The organism is Streptomyces sp. S186 (assembly GCF_051603415.1).
Lineage (GTDB): Bacteria > Actinomycetota > Actinomycetes > Streptomycetales > Streptomycetaceae > Streptomyces.
In genome coordinates this window covers 3,545,245-3,566,655 of record NZ_CP193932.1, presented here as the reverse complement: position 1 = coordinate 3,566,655, position 21,411 = coordinate 3,545,245, and the positions used below count along the sequence as shown (strand labels likewise).

General features: G+C 71.9%; 15 protein-coding genes. 11 read left to right on the top strand and 4 right to left on the bottom strand.

Going from position 1 to position 21,411, the window contains the following annotated elements; all coding sequences use genetic code 11:
* Positions 1–115: 115 nt before the first annotated feature.
* Entirely contained in the window at positions 116–1,849 is a 1,734-nt protein-coding gene (locus ACRAS8_RS14940) for an ABC transporter ATP-binding protein (RefSeq protein WP_438486544.1), read from the top strand.
* Between the two features lie 134 nt (positions 1,850–1,983).
* Positions 1,984–3,894: an ABC transporter ATP-binding protein gene (locus ACRAS8_RS14935; protein ID WP_438490489.1), complete on the top strand. Its 1,911-nt coding sequence runs from the start codon at positions 1,984–1,986 to the stop codon at positions 3,892–3,894.
* Positions 3,895–3,936: 42 nt separating this feature from the next.
* On the opposite strand, the gene ACRAS8_RS14930 is transcribed toward ACRAS8_RS14935, so the two are convergent.
* Positions 3,937–4,866 (bottom strand): alpha/beta hydrolase family protein, encoded by a 930-nt coding sequence (locus tag ACRAS8_RS14930; protein ID WP_438486543.1) that lies wholly within the window; start codon positions 4,864–4,866, stop codon positions 3,937–3,939.
* Positions 4,867–5,113: 247 nt separating this feature from the next.
* Here ACRAS8_RS14930 and ACRAS8_RS14925 point away from each other — a divergent pair, with 247 nt between their 5' ends.
* The 5 genes from ACRAS8_RS14925 (at position 5,114) to ACRAS8_RS14905 (ending at position 10,889) form a co-directional block, all read left to right on the top strand.
* A complete protein-coding gene (locus ACRAS8_RS14925; protein WP_438486542.1) occupies positions 5,114–5,941 on the top strand; it encodes a response regulator transcription factor in 828 nt (275 codons plus the stop codon).
* Between the two features lie 24 nt (positions 5,942–5,965).
* On the top strand, positions 5,966–6,991 hold the full coding sequence (locus tag ACRAS8_RS14920) for a LacI family DNA-binding transcriptional regulator (protein WP_438486541.1): 1,026 nt from the start codon (positions 5,966–5,968) through the stop codon (positions 6,989–6,991).
* Between the two features lie 149 nt (positions 6,992–7,140).
* On the top strand, positions 7,141–8,268 hold the full coding sequence (locus tag ACRAS8_RS14915) for a S1C family serine protease (RefSeq protein WP_438486540.1): 1,128 nt from the start codon (positions 7,141–7,143) through the stop codon (positions 8,266–8,268).
* Positions 8,269–8,430: 162 nt separating this feature from the next.
* Entirely contained in the window at positions 8,431–9,168 is a 738-nt protein-coding gene (locus ACRAS8_RS14910) for a response regulator transcription factor (RefSeq protein ID WP_018540143.1), read from the top strand.
* Positions 9,165–10,889 (top strand): sensor histidine kinase, encoded by a 1,725-nt coding sequence (locus ACRAS8_RS14905; protein WP_438486539.1) that lies wholly within the window; start codon positions 9,165–9,167, stop codon positions 10,887–10,889. Before ACRAS8_RS14910 ends, ACRAS8_RS14905 begins: the two co-directional genes overlap by 4 nt.
* Before the next feature lie 63 nt (positions 10,890–10,952).
* Here ACRAS8_RS14905 and ACRAS8_RS14900 read toward each other — a convergent pair whose 3' ends face one another.
* Positions 10,953–12,446 carry an LmeA family phospholipid-binding protein gene (locus ACRAS8_RS14900; RefSeq protein WP_438486538.1) on the bottom strand — a complete coding sequence of 498 codons (1,494 nt, stop codon included), beginning with the start codon at positions 12,444–12,446 and terminating at the stop codon, positions 10,953–10,955.
* A 197-nt stretch (positions 12,447–12,643) separates the two neighbouring features.
* On the opposite strand from ACRAS8_RS14900, the gene ACRAS8_RS14895 reads away from it, so the two are divergent.
* Positions 12,644–13,525, top strand: a complete 882-nt coding sequence (locus ACRAS8_RS14895) for an SDR family oxidoreductase (RefSeq protein ID WP_438486537.1) — start codon at positions 12,644–12,646, stop codon at positions 13,523–13,525.
* Positions 13,526–14,142: 617 nt separating this feature from the next.
* Positions 14,143–14,910 (top strand): helix-turn-helix domain-containing protein, encoded by a 768-nt coding sequence (locus tag ACRAS8_RS14890; protein WP_438486536.1) that lies wholly within the window; start codon positions 14,143–14,145, stop codon positions 14,908–14,910.
* A gap of 126 nt (positions 14,911–15,036) precedes the next feature.
* Here the strand turns inward: ACRAS8_RS14890 and ACRAS8_RS14885 are convergent, their stop codons facing one another.
* Positions 15,037–16,893, bottom strand: coding sequence for a bifunctional metallophosphatase/5'-nucleotidase (locus tag ACRAS8_RS14885; protein WP_438486535.1), 1,857 nt, complete (start codon positions 16,891–16,893; stop codon positions 15,037–15,039).
* A gap of 189 nt (positions 16,894–17,082) precedes the next feature.
* On the opposite strand from ACRAS8_RS14885, the gene mshD reads away from it, so the two are divergent.
* Positions 17,083–18,021, top strand: coding sequence for a mycothiol synthase (gene mshD / locus ACRAS8_RS14880; RefSeq protein WP_438486534.1), 939 nt, complete (start codon positions 17,083–17,085; stop codon positions 18,019–18,021).
* A gap of 54 nt (positions 18,022–18,075) precedes the next feature.
* On the opposite strand, the gene ACRAS8_RS14875 is transcribed toward mshD, so the two are convergent.
* A complete protein-coding gene (locus tag ACRAS8_RS14875; RefSeq protein WP_438486533.1) occupies positions 18,076–18,729 on the bottom strand; it encodes a GNAT family N-acetyltransferase in 654 nt (217 codons plus the stop codon).
* 330 nt (positions 18,730–19,059) lie between these two features.
* Between ACRAS8_RS14875 and ACRAS8_RS14870 the strand changes: the two genes are divergently transcribed.
* Entirely contained in the window at positions 19,060–21,399 is a 2,340-nt protein-coding gene (locus ACRAS8_RS14870; protein WP_438486532.1) for an RNA degradosome polyphosphate kinase, read from the top strand.
* Positions 21,400–21,411: the final 12 nt, after the last annotated feature.

The window sequence follows — 21,411 nt, the reverse complement described above, 5'->3', positions numbered from 1 at the left end:
TCCGGGCAAGTCCGGGCAAGTTCGAGTAAAGACTTTCCGGCGATCCGTGCCGATACCTGCGCTGTTCGGAGAAATTCGGTTGCCGAAGGCAAGCGTTCGCATAGGCTTTCAGGCTGTGTTGCTCCGACTCGCGCGGGCGCATCTGCGGCCCTACAGGCGCTCCATATCCCTCGTCGTCCTGCTCCAGCTGATCCAGACACTGGCCACGCTGTATCTGCCCACCCTCAACGCCGACATCATCGACAACGGTGTCGTCAAGGGGGACACCGGCCACATCCTCCGCGTCGGCGGCTTCATGATCGCGGTGACGGTGCTCCAGATCGCCTGCGCGATCGGCGCGGTCTACTTCGGTGCCCGTACGGCCATGGCGCTCGGCCGGGACGTCCGGGCCGCCGTCTTCGACCGGGTGCAGTCCTTCTCCGCCCGCGAACTGGGCGGCTTCGGCGCCCCGTCGCTGATCACCCGCACCACCAACGACGTCCAGCAGGTCCAGATGCTGGTCCTGCTGACGTTCACGATGATGGTCTCGGCGCCGATCATGTGCGTCGGCGGCATCGTCATGGCGCTCAACCAGGACGTGCCGCTGTCGGCGCTCCTCCTGGTCATCGTCCCGGTACTCGGGATCCTCGTCTCACTGATCGTGCGCCGGATGCGTCCGCTGTTCCGCGGGGTGCAGGAGCGCATCGACACCGTCAACCGCGTGCTGCGCGAGCAGATCGCCGGCATCCGCGTCATCCGCGCCTTCGTCCGCGACGGCTACGAGCGCGAGCGGTTCGCCGGGGCCAACACCGATCTCTACGACGTCTCGATGCGCGCCGGCCGGCTGATGTCGATGATGTTCCCGCTGGTCATGCTGATCGTGAACCTCTCCAGCGTGGCCGTCGTGTGGTTCGGCGGACTGCGCATCGACGCGCGGGAGATGGAGATCGGGGCGCTGACGGCCTTCCTCAGCTACCTGATGTACATCCTGATGTCGATCATGATGGCGACGTTCATGGTGATGATGCTGCCGCGCGCCGAGGTCTGCGCCGAGCGCATCCAGGAGGTGCTGGCGACCGAGTCCAGCGTCACCCCGCCCGCCGAGCCGGTCACCGCGCTGCGCCGGCACGGTGAACTGGAGCTGCGGGGCGTGGAGTTCCGCTTCCCCGGCGCGGAGCAGCCGGTCCTGCGGGACATCGACCTGATCGCCCGCCCCGGCGAGACCACCGCCGTCATCGGCTCCACCGGCGCCGGCAAGTCCACTCTCCTCGGGCTGGTGCCCCGGCTGTTCGACGCCACCGGCGGCACGGTCCTGGTCGACGGCGAGGACGTGCGCACCCTGGCCCCGGAGACGCTGGCCTCCGTGATCGGCCTGGTGCCGCAGAAGCCGTACCTCTTCTCCGGGACGGTCGCCAGCAACCTGCGGTACGGCAACCCCGACGCCACCGACGAGGAGTTGTGGCACGCGCTGGAGATCGCGCAGGCCAGGGACTTCGTCGAGCGGATGGCGGGCGGTCTGGACGCGCCGGTCGCGCAGGGCGGCTCCAACGTCTCCGGCGGTCAGCGGCAGCGGCTGGCGATCGCCCGCGCCCTGGTCCGCAAACCGGAGATCTATCTCTTCGACGACTCCTTCTCCGCCCTCGACTACGCCACCGACGCGGCCCTGCGCGCCGCGCTGGCCCGGGAGACCGACCGGGCCACCGTGGTGATCGTCGCCCAGCGGGTCGCCACGATCCGCGGCGCCGACCGGATCGTGGTCCTGGACGAGGGCCGGATCGTGGGGACCGGCACCCATGCCGAGCTGATGGCCGGCAACGAGACCTACCGGGAGATCGTGCTCTCCCAGCTCACCGAGCAGGAGGCGGCATGACCAGCGCGGGCAAAGCAGACGAACAGGGCCCGATAGCCGACGCGGACGGGGCTTCCGAGGGGCCGCCCGCCGGCGCCGCCGGCCCGGCCCCCGCCTCGGCGCCCCGCCGCGGCCCGGCCCCCGGCGCCGGCCCGATGGCCCGCATGATGGGCGGCCCGATCGACAAGTCGATGGACTTCAAGGGCTCCGGCAAGCGCCTGCTGGCCCAGATGCGCCCGGAGCGCGGCATCATGGCCGTCGCGCTGCTGCTGGGCGTGCTCAGCGTGGCGCTGACCGTCGTCGGGCCGAAGGTCCTGGGCCGGGCCACCGACTTGATCATGGCCGGCATCGTCGGCCGTCATCTGCCCGAGGGCCTGACGAGGGCGCAGGCCGCCGAGTTCCTGCGGGCGCACGGTCAGGGCGGGCTCGCGGACCTGGTCGCCGGCATGCCGGTGGACCCGAGCCCGCACACCGACTTCGGCGCGGTCGGCACGGTCCTGCTGTGGGTCGTGCTGATCTACGCCGGCTCGGCGCTCTTCGGCTTCGTCCAGGCCCGGATCGCCACCCGCGTCGTCCAGCGCACCGTCTTCCGGCTGCGCGAACAGGTCGAGGAGAAGCTGGCCCGGCTGCCGCTGAGCTACTTCGACCGGCAGCAGCGCGGCGAGGTGCTCTCCCGCGCCACCAACGACATCGACAACATCCAGCAGACGCTCCAGCAGACCCTCAGCCAGATCGTGGTCTCACTGCTGACGATCGTGGGCGTGCTGGTGATGATGTTCTGGATATCCCCGCTGCTGGCGCTGGTCGCGCTGCTCACGGTGCCGGTCTCGGTCGTGGTCGCCACCAAGGTCGGCAAGCGCGCCCAGCCGCAGTTCGTCCAGCAGTGGAAGACCACCGGCAAGCTCAACGCGCACATCGAGGAGATGTACACCGGGCACTCGCTGGTCAAGGTCTTCGGCCGGCAGAAGGAGTCCGCCGAGCTCTTCCGCGAGCAGAACGAGGCGCTCTACGCGGCGGGTTTCAAGGCCCAGTTCATCTCCGGCATCATCCAGCCCGCGATGATGTTCATCGGCAACCTCAACTACGTGCTGGTGGCCGTGGCCGGCGGCCTGCGCGTCGCCTCCGGCGCGCTGTCCATCGGCGACGTCCAGGCGTTCGTCCAGTACAGCCGCCAGTTCAGCCAGCCGCTGACCCAGGTCGCCTCGATGGCCAACCTCGTCCAGTCCGGCGTCGCCTCCGCCGAGCGGGTCTTCGAACTCCTCGACGCCGACGAGCAGGACCCGGACGCGGCGGCGCCGGCCCGCCCCGGGCAGGTCACCGGCAAGGTCGCCTTCGAGCACGTCTCCTTCCGCTACGACGAGAGCAAGCCGCTCATCGAGGACCTCTCGCTCACCGTCCGCCCCGGCCAGACCATCGCCGTCGTCGGCCCGACCGGCGCCGGCAAGACCACCCTGGTCAACCTCCTGATGCGGTTCTACGAGGTCCGCGGCGGCCGGATCACCCTCGACGGCGTGGACATCGCGCAGATGTCCCGCGAGGAGCTGCGCGGCCATATCGGCATGGTCCTCCAGGACACCTGGCTCTTCGGCGGCACCATCGCCGAGAACATCGCCTACGGCGCCCCCGAGGGCACCTCCCGCGACAAGGTCGTCGCGGCCGCCCGGGCCACCCATGTCGACCGTTTCGTGCGCACCCTCCCCGACGGCTACGACACCGTCATCGACGAGGAGGGCGGCAATGTCTCCGTCGGCGAGAAGCAGCTGATCACCATCGCCCGCGCCTTCCTCGCGGAGCCGGCCATCCTCGTCCTGGACGAGGCGACCAGCTCCGTCGACACCCGCACCGAGGTCCTCATCCAGCAGGCCATGGCCCAACTCCGCAGCGGCCGCACCAGTTTCGTCATAGCGCACCGCCTCTCCACCATCCGGGACGCCGACCTCATCCTGGTCATGGAGGACGGCTCCATCGTCGAACAGGGCACCCACGACACGCTTTTGGCCGCGGACGGGGCGTACGCCCGCCTGTACGCGGCCCAGTTCGCGGAGGCGGTCGTGGAGACGGGCTGACGCGCGGCGGGCCGGCTCCCTGCCCCGAGCTCCCCCGAGCTCTCAAGGAGCAGGGGGCGGGGGCACCCCCGTCCCGGCCCGCGCCACCGCCCACGCGCCGATCCGCCGCAGCAGCTCCGGCCCGGCGGCGTTCTCCGCGTGGCCGAAGCCCCGTTCCAGCCAGAGCGCGGTGGTGGCGGGGTCGGCGGCGGCCATCAGCATGCGGGGGTGGTCCACCGGGAAGTAGGGATCGCGGTCGCCGTGGACGAGGAGCAGCGGGGTCGGGGCGATCAGCGGGACGGCCTCGGTGGGGGAGAGCGGCACCGGGTCCCACTGCTCGGGGTGGATCCGGGTGCGCAGGCCGACGCGGGAGACCAGGCGGCCGGTCGGACGCGTGACGGCCCAGTGGAGGCGGCGCATCGACGCGGTGCCCCGGTAGTACCACCGGGCGGGGGCACTGACCGCGACCACTGCATCGGGGCACGCACCCGTGCGCTCCCCGTGCTCCCCCCGGCCGCCGTCCGGCCCCCGCCGGCCGTGCAGGGCGGCCTGCCGGAGCACGACCGAGCCGCCCATGGAGAAGCCGACGGTGACGATCCGGCGGTGGCCCAGGGAGCGGGCCCAGCGGATCGCGGCGGTCAGGTCGTGGACCTCGCGGTCGCCGACGGTGGAGCGTCCGCCGGACCCGCCGTGTCCCCGGAAGGAGAACGTGATCACGTCCGCATGCTGGGACAACGCGGCCGCGGTGCGGCGCAGCGCGGGCCGGTCGAGGGAGCCGGTGAAGCCGTGCGCGAGCACCAGGGCGAGGTCGCCCACGGGCGCGGACGGCGGCCCCGGGGAAGGCGCGAAAGGGGCCTGTTGAAGCGGGACACGGGGGGTGCGCGCGGCCTCGATGCGCACGCCGTCGTCCGTCAACAGCACCGCCCGCTGACCACTCGAAGTGATCGACGGAACACAAGAAGGTGCGAAGTCGGCCTCGGGTCCGCAGCTCATGTGAGCTATTCTGCTGGGCAAGAAGGATCCGGGCAGCGTCGCCCCCGGGTCCTTTTGTGCTTTCACGCACGCAAAGCGTGTGACCGGGAGCACCCGTACGAAGCAGTGCCGCAGACCCCCGGCCAGGGCCGGGTGGTGCCCCCGTCGCAGGGACCGAGGAGGAACCAGACGTCATGGGCAAGCGAAGCGTGCAGGACAGCGAGCCTTTCAGGATGAAGCTCGCCGGAAATCGGGTAGGTGGTCGGAAGTGAGTTCGCTTCTGCTGCTGACCAACGCCCTCCAGCCATCGACGGAGGTGCTTCCGGCGCTCGGCCTGCTGCTGCACAGCGTCCGGGTGGCCCCCGCCGAGGGCCCGGCCCTGATCGACACCCCAGGGGCCGACGTCATACTGATCGACGGCCGCCGTGATCTTCCGCATGTGCGGTCCCTGTGCCAGCTGCTGCGCTCCACCGGGCCCGGCTGTCCGCTGGTGCTGGTGGTCACGGAGGGCGGACTGGCCGCCGTCACCGCCGACTGGGGCGTCGACGACGTGATGCTGGACACCGCCGGGCCGGCCGAGGTGGAGGCGCGGCTGCGGCTGGCGATGGGCCGCCAGCAGATCACCACCGACAACGGCCCGATGGAGATCCGCACCGGCGATCTCTCCGTGGACGAGGCCACCTACAGCGCCAAGCTCAAGGGCCGGGTCCTGGACCTGACCTTCAAGGAGTTCGAGCTGCTGAAGTACCTGGCGCAGCACCCGGGCCGGGTCTTCACCCGCGCCCAGCTCCTCCAGGAGGTGTGGGGCTACGACTACTTCGGCGGTACGCGCACGGTGGACGTGCACGTCCGGCGGCTGCGCGCCAAGCTCGGCCCCGAGCACGAGTCGCTGATCGGCACGGTCCGCAACGTCGGCTACCGCTTCGTGGTGCCGGAGAAGGTGGAGCGGGCCGCCGCGGAGGCCAAGGCACAGGAGGACGTCGCCCAGGGCGCGAAGAAGGACGGCGGCGCGGACGAACCGGCCGCCGGCCGCGCACCCGCGCGTTCTTCCACGTCGGACGGGAAATCCGCGTCCGCGCAGCCTGCCCGCCGGTAGGACCACCCGCGTAGACTGCCGCGCGTGGCCAAGGTGACGCGGGATGATGTGGCAAAACTGGCGGGGACGTCCACCGCCGTCGTGAGTTACGTCATCAACAACGGACCGAGGCCGGTCGCCCCGGCCACGCGCGAGCGGGTGCTCGCCGCCATCAAGGAGCTCGGCTACCGGCCCGACCGGGTCGCGCAAGCCATGGCGTCCCGCCGCACCGACCTCATAGGTCTGATCGTGCCGGACACCCGGCAGCCGTTCTTCGCGGAGATGGCGCACGCCGTCGAACAGGCCGCGTCCGAGCGCGGCAAGATGGTGCTGGTCGGCAACGCCAACTACATCGACGAGCGCGAGGTGCACTACCTCCGCGCGTTCCTCGGGATGCGGGTGGCCGGGCTGATCCTGATCAGCCAGGGCCCCAGCGAGCACGCCGCCGCGGAGATCGAGGCGTGGGACGCCAGGGTGGTGCTGCTGCACCGCCGGCCGGACGCCATCGACGACGTCGCGGTGATGACCGACGACATCTGGGGCGCGCAGCTGGCGACCCGGCACCTCCTGGAGCACGGCCACGCCTACGTCGCCTTCCTGGGCGGCACCGAGGAGACCCCGAAGTCCGGCGACCCGGTCACCGACCACGTCGAGGGCTGGCGGCGGGCCATGCTGGAATCCGGGCGCTCGCCGGAGGGCCGCTACTTCCAGGCGCTCTACAACCGCTACGACGCCTACCAGGTCGCGCTGCGGCTGCTCGCCGGGCCGGACCGGCCGCCGGCCATCATGTGCGCCACCGACGACCAGGCCATCGGCGTGCTGCGGGCCGCCCGCGAGCTGCGCATCGACGTCCCCGGCGAGCTGGCGGTGGCCGGCTTCGACGACGTCAAGGAGGCCGCGCTCACCGATCCGCCGCTGACGACGGTGGCCTCGGACCGGCAGGCGATGGCCCGGGCGGCGGTGGACCTGGTGCTGGACGACGGCCTGCGGGTGGTCGGCTCGCGCCGCGAGCGGCTGCGGCAGTTCCCGTCGCGACTGGTGGTGCGACGGTCCTGCGGCTGCGGGGGCTAGATCAGGGGTGGGGCCGCCTGTCCGTCGCCGGACGGGACCGGCCCAACGGCCTTCCAGGTGCGCGGCCTTATACCGGGCATACCCACTTCTGTTGGGTCTCTCAGGGCGTTCTCAGACGGTTCTCATGCAGCGGCCGCAGAGTCGTGGGCATGACCGAGAGCTACCGCCGCAGCGGCGATGAGATGCCCCAGGACCGGCCGTACGCCTACGGCACCGAGTACGGCACCGGCCACAGCAGCGACCACGGCGCGGACCGCTTCCGCGGTGACGTTCCGCCGCCGCCCCCGTACACGCCGGACGCGTCGGCGGCGGGCGCTCCCGGTGCGCCGGAGCCGCGGCGCCGGGCCCGGCGGCCGATCGCGCTGATCGCCGCGGTGGCCCTGGCCTCGGGTCTGATCGGCGGCGGCAGCGCGGCGCTGATCGCCGGTGCCACGCAGCAGGGCGGCACGACCGGCGGCGTCTCCACCCCGCTCGTCAACGCCGGGCAGAACACCGGCGGCGGCAGCGGGGTCGCGGGGGTGGCCAAGGCGGTCAGCCCGGCCATCGTCGAGATCAAGGCGCGCACGGCGGGCGGCCAGTCCACCGGCTCGGGCGTGGTGATCACCAGCAGCGGCGAGATCATCACCAACAACCACGTGGTGGCAGGCGCGCGCCAGGTGAGCGTCACCTTCAGCGACGGCAGCAGGAAGACCGCGACGGTCGTCGGCACCGACCCCGGCAAGGACCTGGCGCTGATCAAGGTCGCGGGCGCCAAGGGGCTGACGCACGCGGTGCTCGGTGACTCCAGCAAGCTCGTGGTCGGCGACCCGGTCGTCGCGATCGGCTCGCCGGAGGGCCTCACCGGCTCGGTGACCAGCGGCATCGTCTCCGCGCTCAACCGCGATGTCTCCGTCCCCAAGGAGGACGGCCAGAGCCAGGGGCAGGGCCAGGACCAGGGCGGCGGTCGCGGCTTCTTCGGTGGTGGCGGTGGCTGGCCGTTCGAGTTCGGCGGCAACCAGTACAACGGCGACCCCGGCCCGTCCAAGACCACCTACAAGGCGATACAGACCGACGCCGCGCTCAACCCGGGCAACTCCGGCGGTGCCCTGATCAACATGCAGGGGCAGATCATCGGCATCAACTCGGCCATGTACTCGCCGAGTTCGTCGGACAGCAGCCAGGCGGGCAGCGTCGGCCTCGGCTTCGCCATACCGATCAACACCGTCAAGGCCGACCTCGACACGCTGCGCAGCGGGGGCAGCGGCAGCGGTGGCAGCGGCGGGAACAGCGGGGTCTGAGCGGGGGCGGGAGCCGGCCAGGGGCGCCGGCCGGTGGATATCCACAGGCGGCTGTCCACGACGGTTATCCACAGGGCGACCGTCCGCGCGGCATCCGTGTCAGGCTGAAGCCAGCACAGGTCCAGCCGGTCGTCAGCAACGTCAACCGAGGTAGTCACGCACATGAGCCCCGCCGAGCACGGTGATCACCCCGCCCGCATCCTGATCGTCGACGACGAGCCCGCGGTCCGCGAGGCGCTCCAGCGCTCCCTCGCCTTCGAGGGGTACGGCACCGAGCAGGCCGTCGACGGTCTGGACGCGGTGGAGAAGGTCGCCGCCTACGACCCCGAACTCATCGTGCTGGACGTGCTGATGCCCCGGATGGACGGGCTGACCGCCGCCCGCCGCCTGCGGGCGAGCGGGGTGACCGTGCCGATCCTGATGCTCACCGCGCGCGACACCGTCGGCGACCGCGTCACCGGCCTCGATGCCGGCGCCGACGACTATCTCGTCAAGCCCTTCGAGCTGGACGAGCTGCTGGCCAGGATCCGTGCCCTGCTGCGCCGCAGCTCGTACGCGGCGGCCGGCACCGCCCGGCCCGACGAGAGCGAGCTCCTGGGCTTCGCCGATCTGCGGATGAATCTCGCCACCCGCGAGGTCACCCGCGGCAACCGCCCGGTCGACCTGACCCGCACCGAGTTCACGCTCCTGGAGATGTTCCTGGCCCACCCCCGGCAGGTCCTCACCCGCGAGCAGATCCTCAAGGCCGTCTGGGGCTTCGACTTCGAACCGACCTCCAACTCCCTGGATGTGTACGTGATGTACCTCCGCCGCAAGACGGAGGCGGGCGGCGAGCCGCGGCTGGTCCACACCGTGCGCGGGGTGGGCTACGTCCTGCGGCTGGAGGGCGGTGCGGAATGAGCGGCACCGGCGACGCCCACGCGGCACACGGCCGTCCGGAGGACGAGCCTGCGACGGACGAGCGGGCGACGGGCGGCCGTCCGGCGCGGGGCCACGAGGTGCAGGGCCATGAGGCGCACGGCCATGAGAGGCAAGGCGCGTCCGGTGGCGAGGCGTCGCCCCCGACCGGCGGCGTGCCCGGGCTGACGCGGTTCCGGCAGCTGCCGCTGCGCTCCCGGCTGGCGCTGCTCATCGCGGTCGCGGTGGCCTTCGCGGTGGCGCTGTCGGCCGCCGCCTGCTGGCTGATCACCCGCGACCGGCTCACCGAGCAGCTCGACACCACCCTCAGCACGGTCGACGTCCCCGGCGACTACGTCCAGGCGCTCGGCGCCCGCTGCGCCGGCACCCCGCTCAACGTCCGCTTCCAGCCCACCCCGTACACCATCCAGCTCGTCACCCCCTCCGGCTACGTCTGCACCTCGCCGAACAAACAACCCATCCCCGCCCAGCGGATGGACGAGGCGGTCGCCGACGGGCGGCTGGCCAGCGCCGTCCACACCACCAAGGACGAGAACGGCACCCCGATGCGGGTCTCGACCGTCCCCTACCGCGGCCCGCTCACCGACATCCAGGGAAACCGGCTGGCGGTCTCCGTCGCCGCGCCGATGGACCAGATCACCGACCCGCTCAACCAGCTCGCGCTGGTGCTGCTGGTCGTCGCCGGGGTCGGGGTGCTGGGCGCGGCGACGGCCGGCCTGTGGGTGGCCAGGGCGGCCCTGAAGCCCGTCGACCGGCTGACCGCCGCCGTCGAGCAGGTCGCCCGCACCCAGGACCTCACCATCCGCATCCCCACCGACGGCGAGGACGAGATCGCCCGCCTCTCCCGGTCGTTCAACGCGATGACCGCCGCGCTGGCCGCCTCCCGCGACCTCCAGCAGCAGCTGATCGCCGACGCCGGCCACGAGCTGCGCACGCCCCTGACGTCGCTGCGGACCAACATCGACCTCCTGGAGCGCAGCGAGCGCTCCGGCCGCCCGATCCCGGCCGCCGACAAAGAGGCCCTGCTCGCGTCGGTGAAGGCCCAGATGGGGGAGCTGGCGGCGCTCATCGGCGACCTCCAGGTCCTCTCGCGCCCCCCGGAGACGGGCACCACCGGCGGCACCGCGTCCGTCCGCGTGGTCGCCCTCCACGACATCGTCGGCACCGCGCTCGAACGAGCCCGGCTGCGCGGCCCCTCGCTCACCCTCACCGCGGCCCTCGACCCCTGGTACGTCCGCGGCGAACCGGCCGCGCTGGAGCGCGCGGTGGTCAACCTCCTCGACAACGCCGTGAAGTTCAGCCCCTCCGGCGGCACGATCGAGGTCCGGCTGACGGGCGGCGCGCTGACCGTGCGGGACCACGGCCCTGGCATCCCGCCCGAGGAACTCCCGCACGTCTTCGAGCGCTTCTGGCGCTCCCCGTCCGCCCGCAGCCTGCCCGGCAGCGGCCTGGGCCTGTCCATCGTGGCCCGCACGGCCGAGCAGTCCGGCGGCGGCGTACGCCTGCGCAACGCCCCCGGCGGCGGCACGGAGGCCCTGCTGACCCTGCCGGGCGCACCTGTCCCGCCGCCGGACATACCGGGGCGGGGCGGCACGCCGGACGCGGCGGGGGAGGCGAACGCGGCGGGTGCCTCCGGCCGCCCGGCGGGCGAGCCGCGCGAGCGGACGGCCCCTGGGGAGAAGGAGACGCCGCCGGACGGCTAAGGGTTGGGCCTGCCTGATGGGCGGCCTGCCCGAGGGGCCGGCCGCGGGGCCCGGCTCCCTCGGCTACTTCCCCTTCTCCCCCTTCTCCCCCTTCTTCCCCTTCGCCGCGTCGCCGAACGGCAGGTCGGTGCCGGTCAGGTCGGCCCGGATGCCGTCGCTCTGCACGGTGATGTTGCGCAGCCGCACGTTCCCCGGCGTCTTCGGGAGCTGGAAGGAGAGCGACAGCCGGTCGGCCAGCTGAGGCTTCGTCAGGTCGGTGAGGGCGCCGAGCATCTTCGCGTCGATGCCGACCTTCTGGAGCAGCCAGGGGTGGTCCATGACCACGTCGACGAGGTTCACCTGCATCAGCTGGTGGACGAAGCGCGGCGAGCCGATCAGCTCGTGCAGCTTGTCGTCGTCGCGCAGGGCGCCGTCGAGGTACTCCTTGGGGATGCCGATCCGCTCGACGATCGCCGGAATGCTGAGCATCGCCTTGACCTTGGCGACCTGCCGGCTGAGTTCCGCGGCGCCCTTCCGGGTCAGCCGCAGGCCCTCCTCCTTGCCGGTGCCCGGCCGGTAGACCGCCACGTCGCCGATGTCCAGCCGCATCTGCCCGATCTCGGTGGAGATCCCCCGCTCGCCGTTGCGCCGGATGCGTGCCTCGGCCCGTACGCGCAGGGTGTGCCCCGCGATGGGCAGCTCGCCGACCGCGCGCACGCCGTCTTGCCCCATCTCGCTGAACTTCACCTGCGAGGCGCCCAGTTCGCGGTTCATGTCATCGAAGGCGAGCAGCACGCTGCCGTGCATCTGGCCGATGGTGGCGCCCTTGATGGCGGTCGGCAGGTCGCCGTCGAGCCGGATGTCCCGGGCCGTGGCCTCCACCTTCGCCAGCGAGACCCGGTCCGCCGCGACGTCCGGGATCACCACGTCGACCTGGTCGAGCCGCTTGTCGAAGACCTGGGTGAGGAACGGGAAGCCGTGGATGTCCACCTCGGGCCGGGCGTGCAGGTGCAGGGCCGTCTTCACCTGATCCTCGGCCTTGTTCTGCGCGTACAGCACGGCGAACCGGTCGCCGAGCGCGAGGATCCCCGCGCAGGCCGCCAGCGCGACCAGCGCCTTGATGGTGCGCGGGACGGCGGCGAAGCGGCTGATGCCCCGCTTCAGCTTCCGGTGGTTCGGGGGCGACCAGACGTCGTCGTCCTCGTCGTCCGAGCGCAGGCCCAGGCCCAGCGGATCGTCGCCGTCGGCCCGCTCGCCGTAGCCGCGCCGCCGGTGCGACGGGTCGTAGCCAGCCCCGCGCCCCGCCCCGTATCCCGCCCCGTTCCCCGGGCCGTCATGGCCGTCATGGCCGTCCTCCGTACCCGGCTCCGGATCGGCGAGCGCGGCCAGATCCGCGTACGGATTGGCCGGGTTGACCTGCGGGAGCTCTCTGGTGTCGCGCTGCTGCGGACCGTACGCGTGCCCGGCTATGTGGGGCTGGTCGCCGGCCTCGGACGCGGGGGCGGAAGCGGCCGGACGAGCCGGGGGGACGAGGGTGAAGCCATGCGTATGGAGGTTCGCATCAGCACATCCCACCATGAGCGGGACCGGGCCGCGCAAGTCGCGCCCGCGGAATGTGAGAAACGCGAAAGACGTCCGGCCGTCCTTGGCGAAATCTTGCCGCGCTCTTGTGCCCCGGTGAACTACCGTCGCTGAACCACCGTCGATCTCCTCGACCGAATCTCCCGGCGGGCTTCCGCCACCACCACGTCCACGCCCCTCTGGAGGAACCCGTCATGCCCGCGATGCCCGCGATGCCCGTGATCGTCGTCACCGGAGCAACCGGCAATATCGGCCGCCGTCTTGTGGACCGTCTGCTGGAGGAAGGCGTCGCGGTCCGCGCCCTCACCCGCGACCCCGCCCGCGCCGCTCTCCCCGACCGGGCCGAGGCGGTCCGCGCCGACCTCACCGAGGACAGCGACCTCGCCCCGCTCCTCGCCGGTGCCGACGCCCTCTTCCTCAACCTCGCGGCCGGCGGCGGCGAGTCCGCACAGCGGCTGATCGACGCCGCGGTGAAGGCGAACGTCCCGCGCGTCGTCCTCAACTCCTCGCTCGCGGTGAGCGATACGCCCGCCGACGAGACCAACTTCATCGCCCGCTCGCACGCCGCCGCGGAGCGTGCGCTCCGCGCGTCCGGCCTGGAGTGGACCTTCCTCCGTGCGGGCAACTACGCCACCAACGCCCTCGGCTGGGCCCCGGCGATCCGCGCGACCGGCGTGGTGCGCGAGCCGCACCCGGCCGCCCAGGGCGCACCGATCCACGAGGCCGACCTCGCGGACGTCGCCGCCGTCGCCCTCCTGGACCGCACCGGCACCCACGCCCACCAGGTCCACCGCCTCACCGGCCCCGAGGTGGTCACCAACGCCCAGCAGGTCGCCGCCATCGCCGAGGCCATCGGCCGCCCGGTGCGGATCGAACAGATCTCGGAGGACGAGGCCGCAGAGGCGATGGCCGGCCCGCACTTCCCGGTGGAAGCCGCCCGCCAACTCGTCCGCCTCTTCGGCCAGTCCGTGGACACCCCGGCCTTTCCGGTCACCGACACCGTCGAACGCGTCACCGGCCACCCGGCCCGCCCCTTCACCCAGTGGGCCCGGGAGCACGCGGGGGACTTCGCCTGACGGCGGCGTTTACGCCGATGCTGATGCACGGGCTGTCCAGGGGATCCGCCCCGGACGGCCCGTTTCCTGACGGGCGCCACGTCACCGCGTCCGATGACGCCGACATCGCCGACACCGGCACGGCGGAAGCGTCGGCCCGAGAGCGTACGGATCGGGCATCTCCCCGGGCATGACCCGCACCTCGCCCCGCTCTCGCGTGACGACACCCCGCCCGTCCACCTCATAGACGCGCAGCGTCATACGGGGCAACTCCGGTACCCGGCCTCCTTCCGAGCCGTTCATGCGTGCGCCTCCCGCAGATGCCGGCGCAGCATGACGTTGCAGTCGGACTCGGCACTGCGGTCGTACTGCCGACGGGCCGTGGCACGGCGGTTGTCGAGGTCGGCGCAGTGTGCGCAGCCTGCCTGAGGCTGGGGCGGGGCGGGGCGGGCCAGGGGACAGGGACGGGGGATGGGGGTTTCGGCATGGAGGTGCCCTTCTGTGAAACGGGGCTGTTCGTGAATCGGCGGCCCGTTGGCCGGCCCGTCGAGAGCTGATCCTGGCTGCCCATACGGGGCATTTGTTGAGCAAGGCACGGACAGTTGGGCCGTCTCGGCAGTACCGTGAAGAACGCCCAAATGTCCGTGGGGAGTGCCTTGAACGCGACATTGAGGTCTGCTATGCAGGCCGCTGGTTTATCGCCCCGTCAGCTCGCCGTGAGGGTAGGTGTGTCCGCCAAGACCGTTGAACGGTGGCTGGCGGACTCCGAGCTGATACCGCATGCCCGAAATCGCGAAGACGCCGCTCAGGCGCTTGGAGTTGACGTTGAGATGCTGTGGCCGAAGTCCGTCGCGGAGAGAGTGAAGACCGGCGCCGACCGTGAGATCGTCCGCAGCTATCCGTACCGTTCGGCATGTCCGTCCACGGTCTGGGGGGATCTGGTCGGCCGGTCGAACAGCGAGTTGTTCTTCGCCGGCTACACGAACTACTTCCTGTGGACGCAGCAGCCCGCGTTCGCGGCGACGCTGCGGGCCAAGGCCGAGGCCGGCTGCCGCGTTCGCTTCCTGGTCGGGGATCCGGAGGGGGAGGCGACGCGTCGGCGTGAGGCGGTGGAGGACGTCGCCCTCTCGGTTTCCACGAGGATCAGGATGACGCTGGACGAGCTGGCGAAGTTGGGCCCGGTGGACGGCGTCGAGGTGCGGACCTCTGCCGCCCCGGATGCGGCGTCGCACATCGCGCTGTCGGTCTTCCGGTTCGACGACGAAGCGCTGGTCACCCCACACCTCGCCCGTCTGGTCGGCCACGACTCACCGCTGCTGCACCTGAAGCGGTACGAGTCGGGCGGGATGTTCGACCGGTTCGCGGAGCACGCGGAGGAACTGTGGGCGGGGGCAGCGGCGGTTTGATTTCGATGCGCTGGAAGTGCGGGGTGGGGGGCGTCGGCGGCGCGTTCGACGTGCCGTAAGCGGGCTACCGATAAGCAGCGATGCCCCCACACAGCCCGTGCGGGGGCATCGGCGCGTACTACCCCGTCACTTCACCACCGTGATCCGGTCCGCCTTCGGCGGAGCCAGCGGGCTGCTCGGCGACGAGTGGGCCGTCAGGTACGCCGTGAGGGCGTCCAGGTCGGAGGGGCCGACGTACTTGTGGCTGCCCTGCTTCAGGGCGGGGAAGCCGTCGCCGCCGCCGGCCAGGAACTCGTTCATGGCGACGCGGTAGGTCTTGGTGGGGGAGAGCGGGACGCCGCTGAGCTTGACGGAGTCGGCGACGACGCGGGCGGCGCCGGCCTTGGTCAGGTCGAGGGTGTAGGTGAGGCCCCGGGAGACCTGGAGGATCTTGGGGGATGCCTCGTTGGGGCCGCTGACCTGCTGCTGGAGGGCGGTCAGGAGCTGGGCGCCGGTCAGGTCCACGACGTTGGTCATGTTGGTGAACGGCTGGACGGTGAACGCCTCGCCGTAGGTGACGACGCCGTCGCCCTCGCTGCCCGACGCCTTGTAGGCGAGGTCGGAGCGGATGCCGCCGGGGTTCATCAGGGCGAGTTGGGCGCCGCCCTTGTCGGGCGCCGTGGTGGCCGTCAGCTGGGCGTCGGCGATGAGGTCGCCGAGGGGCTCCTCGGGGGTGCCGGCGCCGCGGCCGTTGATGTCGGCGGAGATGTAGCCGACGGGCTTGTTGGCGATGGGGGCGGCCAGCTTGTTCCAGCGGGTGATGAGGGAGGTCATGTCCGCGGCCTTGGGCCGGGTGCGGTCGACGACGTGGTTGGCGGCGTGCGGGGCGTGGACCGCGGTGCGGACGATGTCGTGGGTGCGGCGGTCGTAGGTGAGGGTGGTGTCGGTGTACAGGCGGCCGTAGGAGGCGGCGGAGGTGACCGTGCGGGGGTGGCCGGCCGGGTCGGGGATGGTGCAGGTGTAGGACTGGTGGGTGTGGCCGGTGACGAGGGCGTCGACCTTGGGCGTGACCTGCTTGGCGATGGCGGCGATGGGGCCGGAGATGCCGTCGCCGGGGCCGGGGCTGTCGCAGTTGTAGTTGTAGGAGGTGGAGGCGGGTTGGCCGCCCTCGTGGATGAGGGCGACGATCGCCTTGACGCCCTGGCGGTCGAGGATCCTGGCGTACTTGTTGATCGTCTCGACCTCGCCGTGGAAGGTCAGGCCCTTGACGCCGTCGGCGTTGACGATGTCCGGGGTGCCCTTGAGCGTCACGCCGATGAAGCCGATCTTGACGCCCTTGTGCTGCCAGACCGTGTACGGCCGGAGGATCGGCTTGCCCGTCTTGTCGTCGGTGACGTTGGCGGCCAGGTAGGGGAAGGCCGCGCCCTTGAAGGTCTTGCCCTTCTCGTAGCAGCCGTCCTTGGGGTGGCAGCCACCGCGCTGCATCCGGGTCAACTCGGCCCGGCCCTCGTCGAATTCGTGGTTGCCGACGGAGGTGACGTCGAGGCCGAGCCGGTTCATCGCCTCGATGGTCGGCTCGTCGTGGAAGAGCCCGGAGAGGAGCGGACTGGCGCCGATGAGGTCGCCGGCCGCCGCGGTGACCGAGTACGGGTGGCCCTTGCGGGCCGTGCGGAGGGACTGCGCCAGATACTCGACGCCGCCGGCCGGGATCGTCTTCCTGGTGCCGTCGGCCTGGAGCTCCTGGACGGTGCCGGAGGAGCCCTGCGGCGGTTCGAGGTTGCCGTGGAAGTCGTTGAAGGAGAGCAGCTGGACGTCGACCGTGCCGGCCGGGCGGTGGCCGCGGCCGCTGTCGGCGCCGGCGGGCCCGGCGGTGGCAGCAGGGGTCGCGGCGTAAGCCGCTCCAGTGGAGCCGGTGCTCGCAACGGGGCCCGCGGCGGTGGCGAGCACGGCGGCGCCGGCCGCCAATCTGCGGGCGAGACGGTGCCGTTGAGGTGTCGGTGGCATGGTTCCCCTCCGTGGATGGTGCTGAGCGGAGGGCAGCATATTGTCGACGCGCGTAGAGGAATAGGGGTCGCGGCTTACGGCTCGGTGGCCGGGCGGTGGCGATGCGGGGCGGCCGGGCGGTGGCGATGACGGGCGCGACGGCGTCCGCGCCGCCTCCGTGACGCCGCGGCAGCGTCGTACGCTTCAGACATGACTGACGCTGCACAGGAGATGGGCCGGGCCGGACGCAGGATCCAGGTGGTCGACGAGCTCGCGCCGGAAGGGGCCGCGGCCGTCCTCGAACTGATCGAACGGGCCGCGCGGACGGACGGGCAGCCGGCCGTGTCCGAGCAGGGGCGGCTCCAGCTGCGGGGTGGGCGACGGGTGGGCGTACGGCATCTGCTGGTGTATGTGCCGGGGGAGAGTGGCGAGGAGCTGGTCGGGTACGGGCAGCTGGAGGACACCGACCCGGTGGAGGCGCCGGCCGCCGAACTCGTCGTCCACCCGGGGTACCGCGGCCGTGGCCACGGCCGGGCGCTCGGCGGCGAGCTGCTCGCCCAGTCCGGGCGCCGGCTGCGGGTGTGGGCGCACGGCGGGCACCCGGCCGCCCGGCACCTGGCGCAGACCCTGGGCCTGACGATGTTCCGCGAGCTGCGGCAGATGCGACGTTCGCTGGCCGACCTCGACCTGCCGGAGCCGGTGCTTCCGGAGGGCGTGACGGTGCGGACGTTCCAGCCGGACGCCGACGACGCGGCCTGGCTGGAGGTCAACGCCGAGGCTTTCGCGCACCACCCCGAGCAGGGCTCGCTGACCCAGCGCGACCTCGACGACCGCAAGGCCGAGCCGTGGTTCGACCCCAAGGGCTTCTTCCTCGCCGAGCGGGACGGCCGGCTGGTCGGCTTCCACTGGACGAAGGTGCACGCCGAGGAGGGCCTGGGCGAGGTCTACGTCCTCGGGGTGCGGCCGGGCGCGCAGGGCGGCGGCCTGGGCAAGGCGCTGACCTCGATCGGGCTGCGGCACCTCGCGGCGCAGGGGCTGGCGACCGCGATGCTCTACGTGGACGCGGACAACGCGGCCGCGGTGACGGTGTACGAGCGGCTGGGGTTCGTCACGCATGAGACGGATCTGATGTACCGGTCGGAGACGTGATCCCGGGGGCGTGATCTCAAGGGCGGGGCGGTCCCGGCGGCCGCCCCGCCGTCGTCATGCCTCCCGGGCCCGGTGCCCCTGCTCCTGCCCCTGCTTCTTCTGGTCGCGCCACTCGCGCGCCAGCATCGCGTAGATCACCTCGTCGCTCCACTCGCCGTCCAGGAACTCGTTCTCCCGCAGATGGCCCTCGCGGCGCATGCCCAGGCGCTCCAGCAGCCGGGCGGAGGCGGTGTTGCGGCCGTCCAACTCGGCCTGGATGCGGTGCAGTCCGAGCTCCTCGAAGCCCAGCCTCAGCAGCGCGCGGGCGGCCTCGGTGGCGTAGCCGCGGCCGGCGTGGTCGGGGTTGAAGACGTAGCCGATGCGGCCCTGGCGGTGCTCGCGGCGGGTGTAGACGAACGTCACGTCGCCGACCAGTGTGCCGGTCTCCCGCAGGACGACGGCGAGATGGAGGAAGTCGCCGGACTCGCGCAGCGTGGTGCGGGTCGCCCTCTCGGCGACGAAGGCGCGGGAGGCGGCCTCGTCGTGCGGGTCCCCGTAGAGATAGCGGAAGACCTCGGGGCGGCGCCGGTAGGCGTGGAGGGCGTCTGCGTCGTCGTGGCGCACCGGGCGGAGGTCCAGGCGCTCGGTGCGCAGCGGGTAGTCGGGGGTGAACGGGAGGGGCGGCAGCGGGGGTATGGGAGACGTGGAAGAAGCAGCGGGTCTGGGCACGGGCTCAGCGTAGGCAGCGGGCGCGGGCGGCGCAGCGGAGTTTCCCGGATGCGGCCGCGGGACCGGTCCGGCCGCGGCATCGGCCCGGCTTCCAGCGCTTTGCCCGGATTGGCGGCCGTGAAGATCGTCGAGGGGCGGGCCGGCCGGGCGGCACCCGGGGGTGGTGTCCCGCTTGCCCGGCCGCCATGTCCTCGTTACCGGCGGTTCAACATCACTTGCGAGCATCACTGAATGCAGCCCGCTGTGCCGAACGTCCCCGCTCCGCGGTTCGAAGTCGCGCCGCCGCTTCTTGGCGCGCCTGGAAGCGCCCGAACGCGGAAGAATAAGGACATGAAGCAGCAGCGCGGTGCTCAGGCCCCGGTCCAGCCCGAGATGCCGGCCGAGGAACCGCCGAGGGCGGCAGGTTCTTCGACGCCGCAGCCCCCGGCGCAGCAGTCCCCGACGCCGCAGTCCCCGGTGCAGCCCTCCGTGCAGCCGTCGGTCGGCTCGATCGCGGCGCACCGCCCGCACGCCGTCCGGCGCGCCGTCTCCGGGCTGGAGCCCGACCTGGACGCCGATCCGGACGCGTACGACGACCACGGCGTCCCGGGTGCGAACGGCGAGGAACTGCCCGGCGGCCGCTTCCTGGACCGCGAGCGCAGCTGGCTCGGGTTCAACGAGCGGGTGCTGGAGCTGGCCGAGGACCCGGCCACCCCGCTCCTGGAACGCGCCAACTTCCTGGCGATCTTCGCCAGCAATCTGGACGAGTTCTTCATGGTCCGGGTCGCGGGCCTCAAGCGCCGGATCGCCACCGGGGTCGCCACCCGCTCCGCCTCCGGGCTCCAGCCCCGCGAGGTGCTGGACCAGATCTGGACGCGCTCCCGCGAGCTGATGGCGCGGCACGCCGCCTGCTTCCAGCAGGACGTCGCGCCGGAACTGGCCGACCAGGGCATCCACCTGATCCGCTGGCCCGATCTGACCGAGAAGGAGCAGGCCCGGCTGTTCACGCTGTTCCGGCAGCAGATCTTCCCGGTGCTCACGCCGCTGGCGGTGGACCCCGCGCACCCCTTCCCGTACATCTCCGGGCTGTCGCTGAATCTCGCGGTGGTCGTCCGCAATCCGGTCAGTGGGCATGATCACTTTGCGAGAGTGAAGGTTCCGCCGCTGCTCTCGCGCTTCCTGGAGGCGTCCCCGCAGCGCTACGTCCCCATCGAGGACGTGATCGCCGCCCACCTGGAGGAGCTGTTCCCGGGGATGGAGGTGCGGGCGCACCACATGTTCCGGGTGACCCGCAACGAGGACCTGGAGGTGGAGGAGGACGACGCCGAGAACCTCCTCCAGGCCCTGGAGAAGGAGCTGATGCGGCGGCGCTTCGGGCCGCCGGTGCGCCTGGAGGTCGAGGAGACCATCGACCCGGCCGTCCTGGACCTGCTCGTCCAGGAGCTGAAGGTCTCCGAGGCCGAGGTCTATCCGCTGCCCGGCCCGCTCGACCTGACCGGACTGTTCGGGATCGGGGCGCTGGACCGCCCGGAGCTGAAGTACCCCAAGTTCGTGGCGGGCACCCACCGCGACCTGGCCGAGGTGGAGTCGGCGTCCGCGCCCGACATCTTCGCCGCGCTGCGCAACCGCGACGTCCTGCTGCACCACCCCTACGACTCCTTCTCCACCTCCGTGCAGGCATTCCTGGAGCAGGCCGCCGCCGACCCGAACGTGCTCGCCATCAAGCAGACCCTCTACCGCACCTCCGACCACTCCCCGATCGTGGACGCCCTGATAGACGCCGCGGAGTCCGGCAAGCAGGTGCTGGTCCTGGTGGAGATCAAGGCGCGCTTCGACGAGCAGGCCAACATCAAGTGGGCCCGCAAGCTGGAGGAGTCCGGCTGCCACGTCGTCTACGGCCTGGTCGGACTCAAGACGCACTGCAAGCTCTCCCTGGTGGTGCGCCAGGAGGGCGAGACCCTGCGCCGGTATTCCCACGTGGGCACCGGCAACTACCACCCCAAGACGGCCAGGCTGTACGAGGACCTCGGGCTGCTGACCGCTGACCCGCAGGTGGGAGCCGACCTCTCCGACCTCTTCAACCGCCTCAGCGGCTACTCCCGGCGGGAGACCTACCGCCGGCTGCTGGTGGCGCCCACGTCGCTGCGCGACGGGCTGGTCAAGCGAATCAACAAGGAGGCCGCGCACCACCGCGCCGGCCGCCCCGCCTACATCCGCGTCAAGGTCAACTCCATGGTCGACGAGGCGGTCGTCGACGCGCTCTACCGGGCCTCGCAGGCCGGGGTGCCGGTCGACATCTGGGTGCGCGGCATCTGCGCGCTGCGCCCCGGGGTGCCCGGACTGAGCGAGAACATCCGGGTCCGCAGCATCCTCGGCCGCTTCCTGGAGCACTCCCGGGTCTTCGCCTTCGGCAACGGCGGCGAGCCCGAGGTGTGGCTGGGCAGCGCCGACATGATGCACCGCAACCTCGACCGGCGGATCGAGGCGCTGGTGCGGGTCACCGACCCGGCCCACCGGGCGGCCCTCAACCGCCTGCTGGAGACCGGGACCTCGGACACCACCTCGTCCTGGCACCTCGGCCCGGACGGCGACTGGACCCGGCACGCGGTGGACGCGGACGGCACCCCGCTGCGGAACGTACAGGAAATGCTCATCGACGCCCGGAGGCGCCGGCGTGGCCCAGCGACATGACCAGCCGGCCGG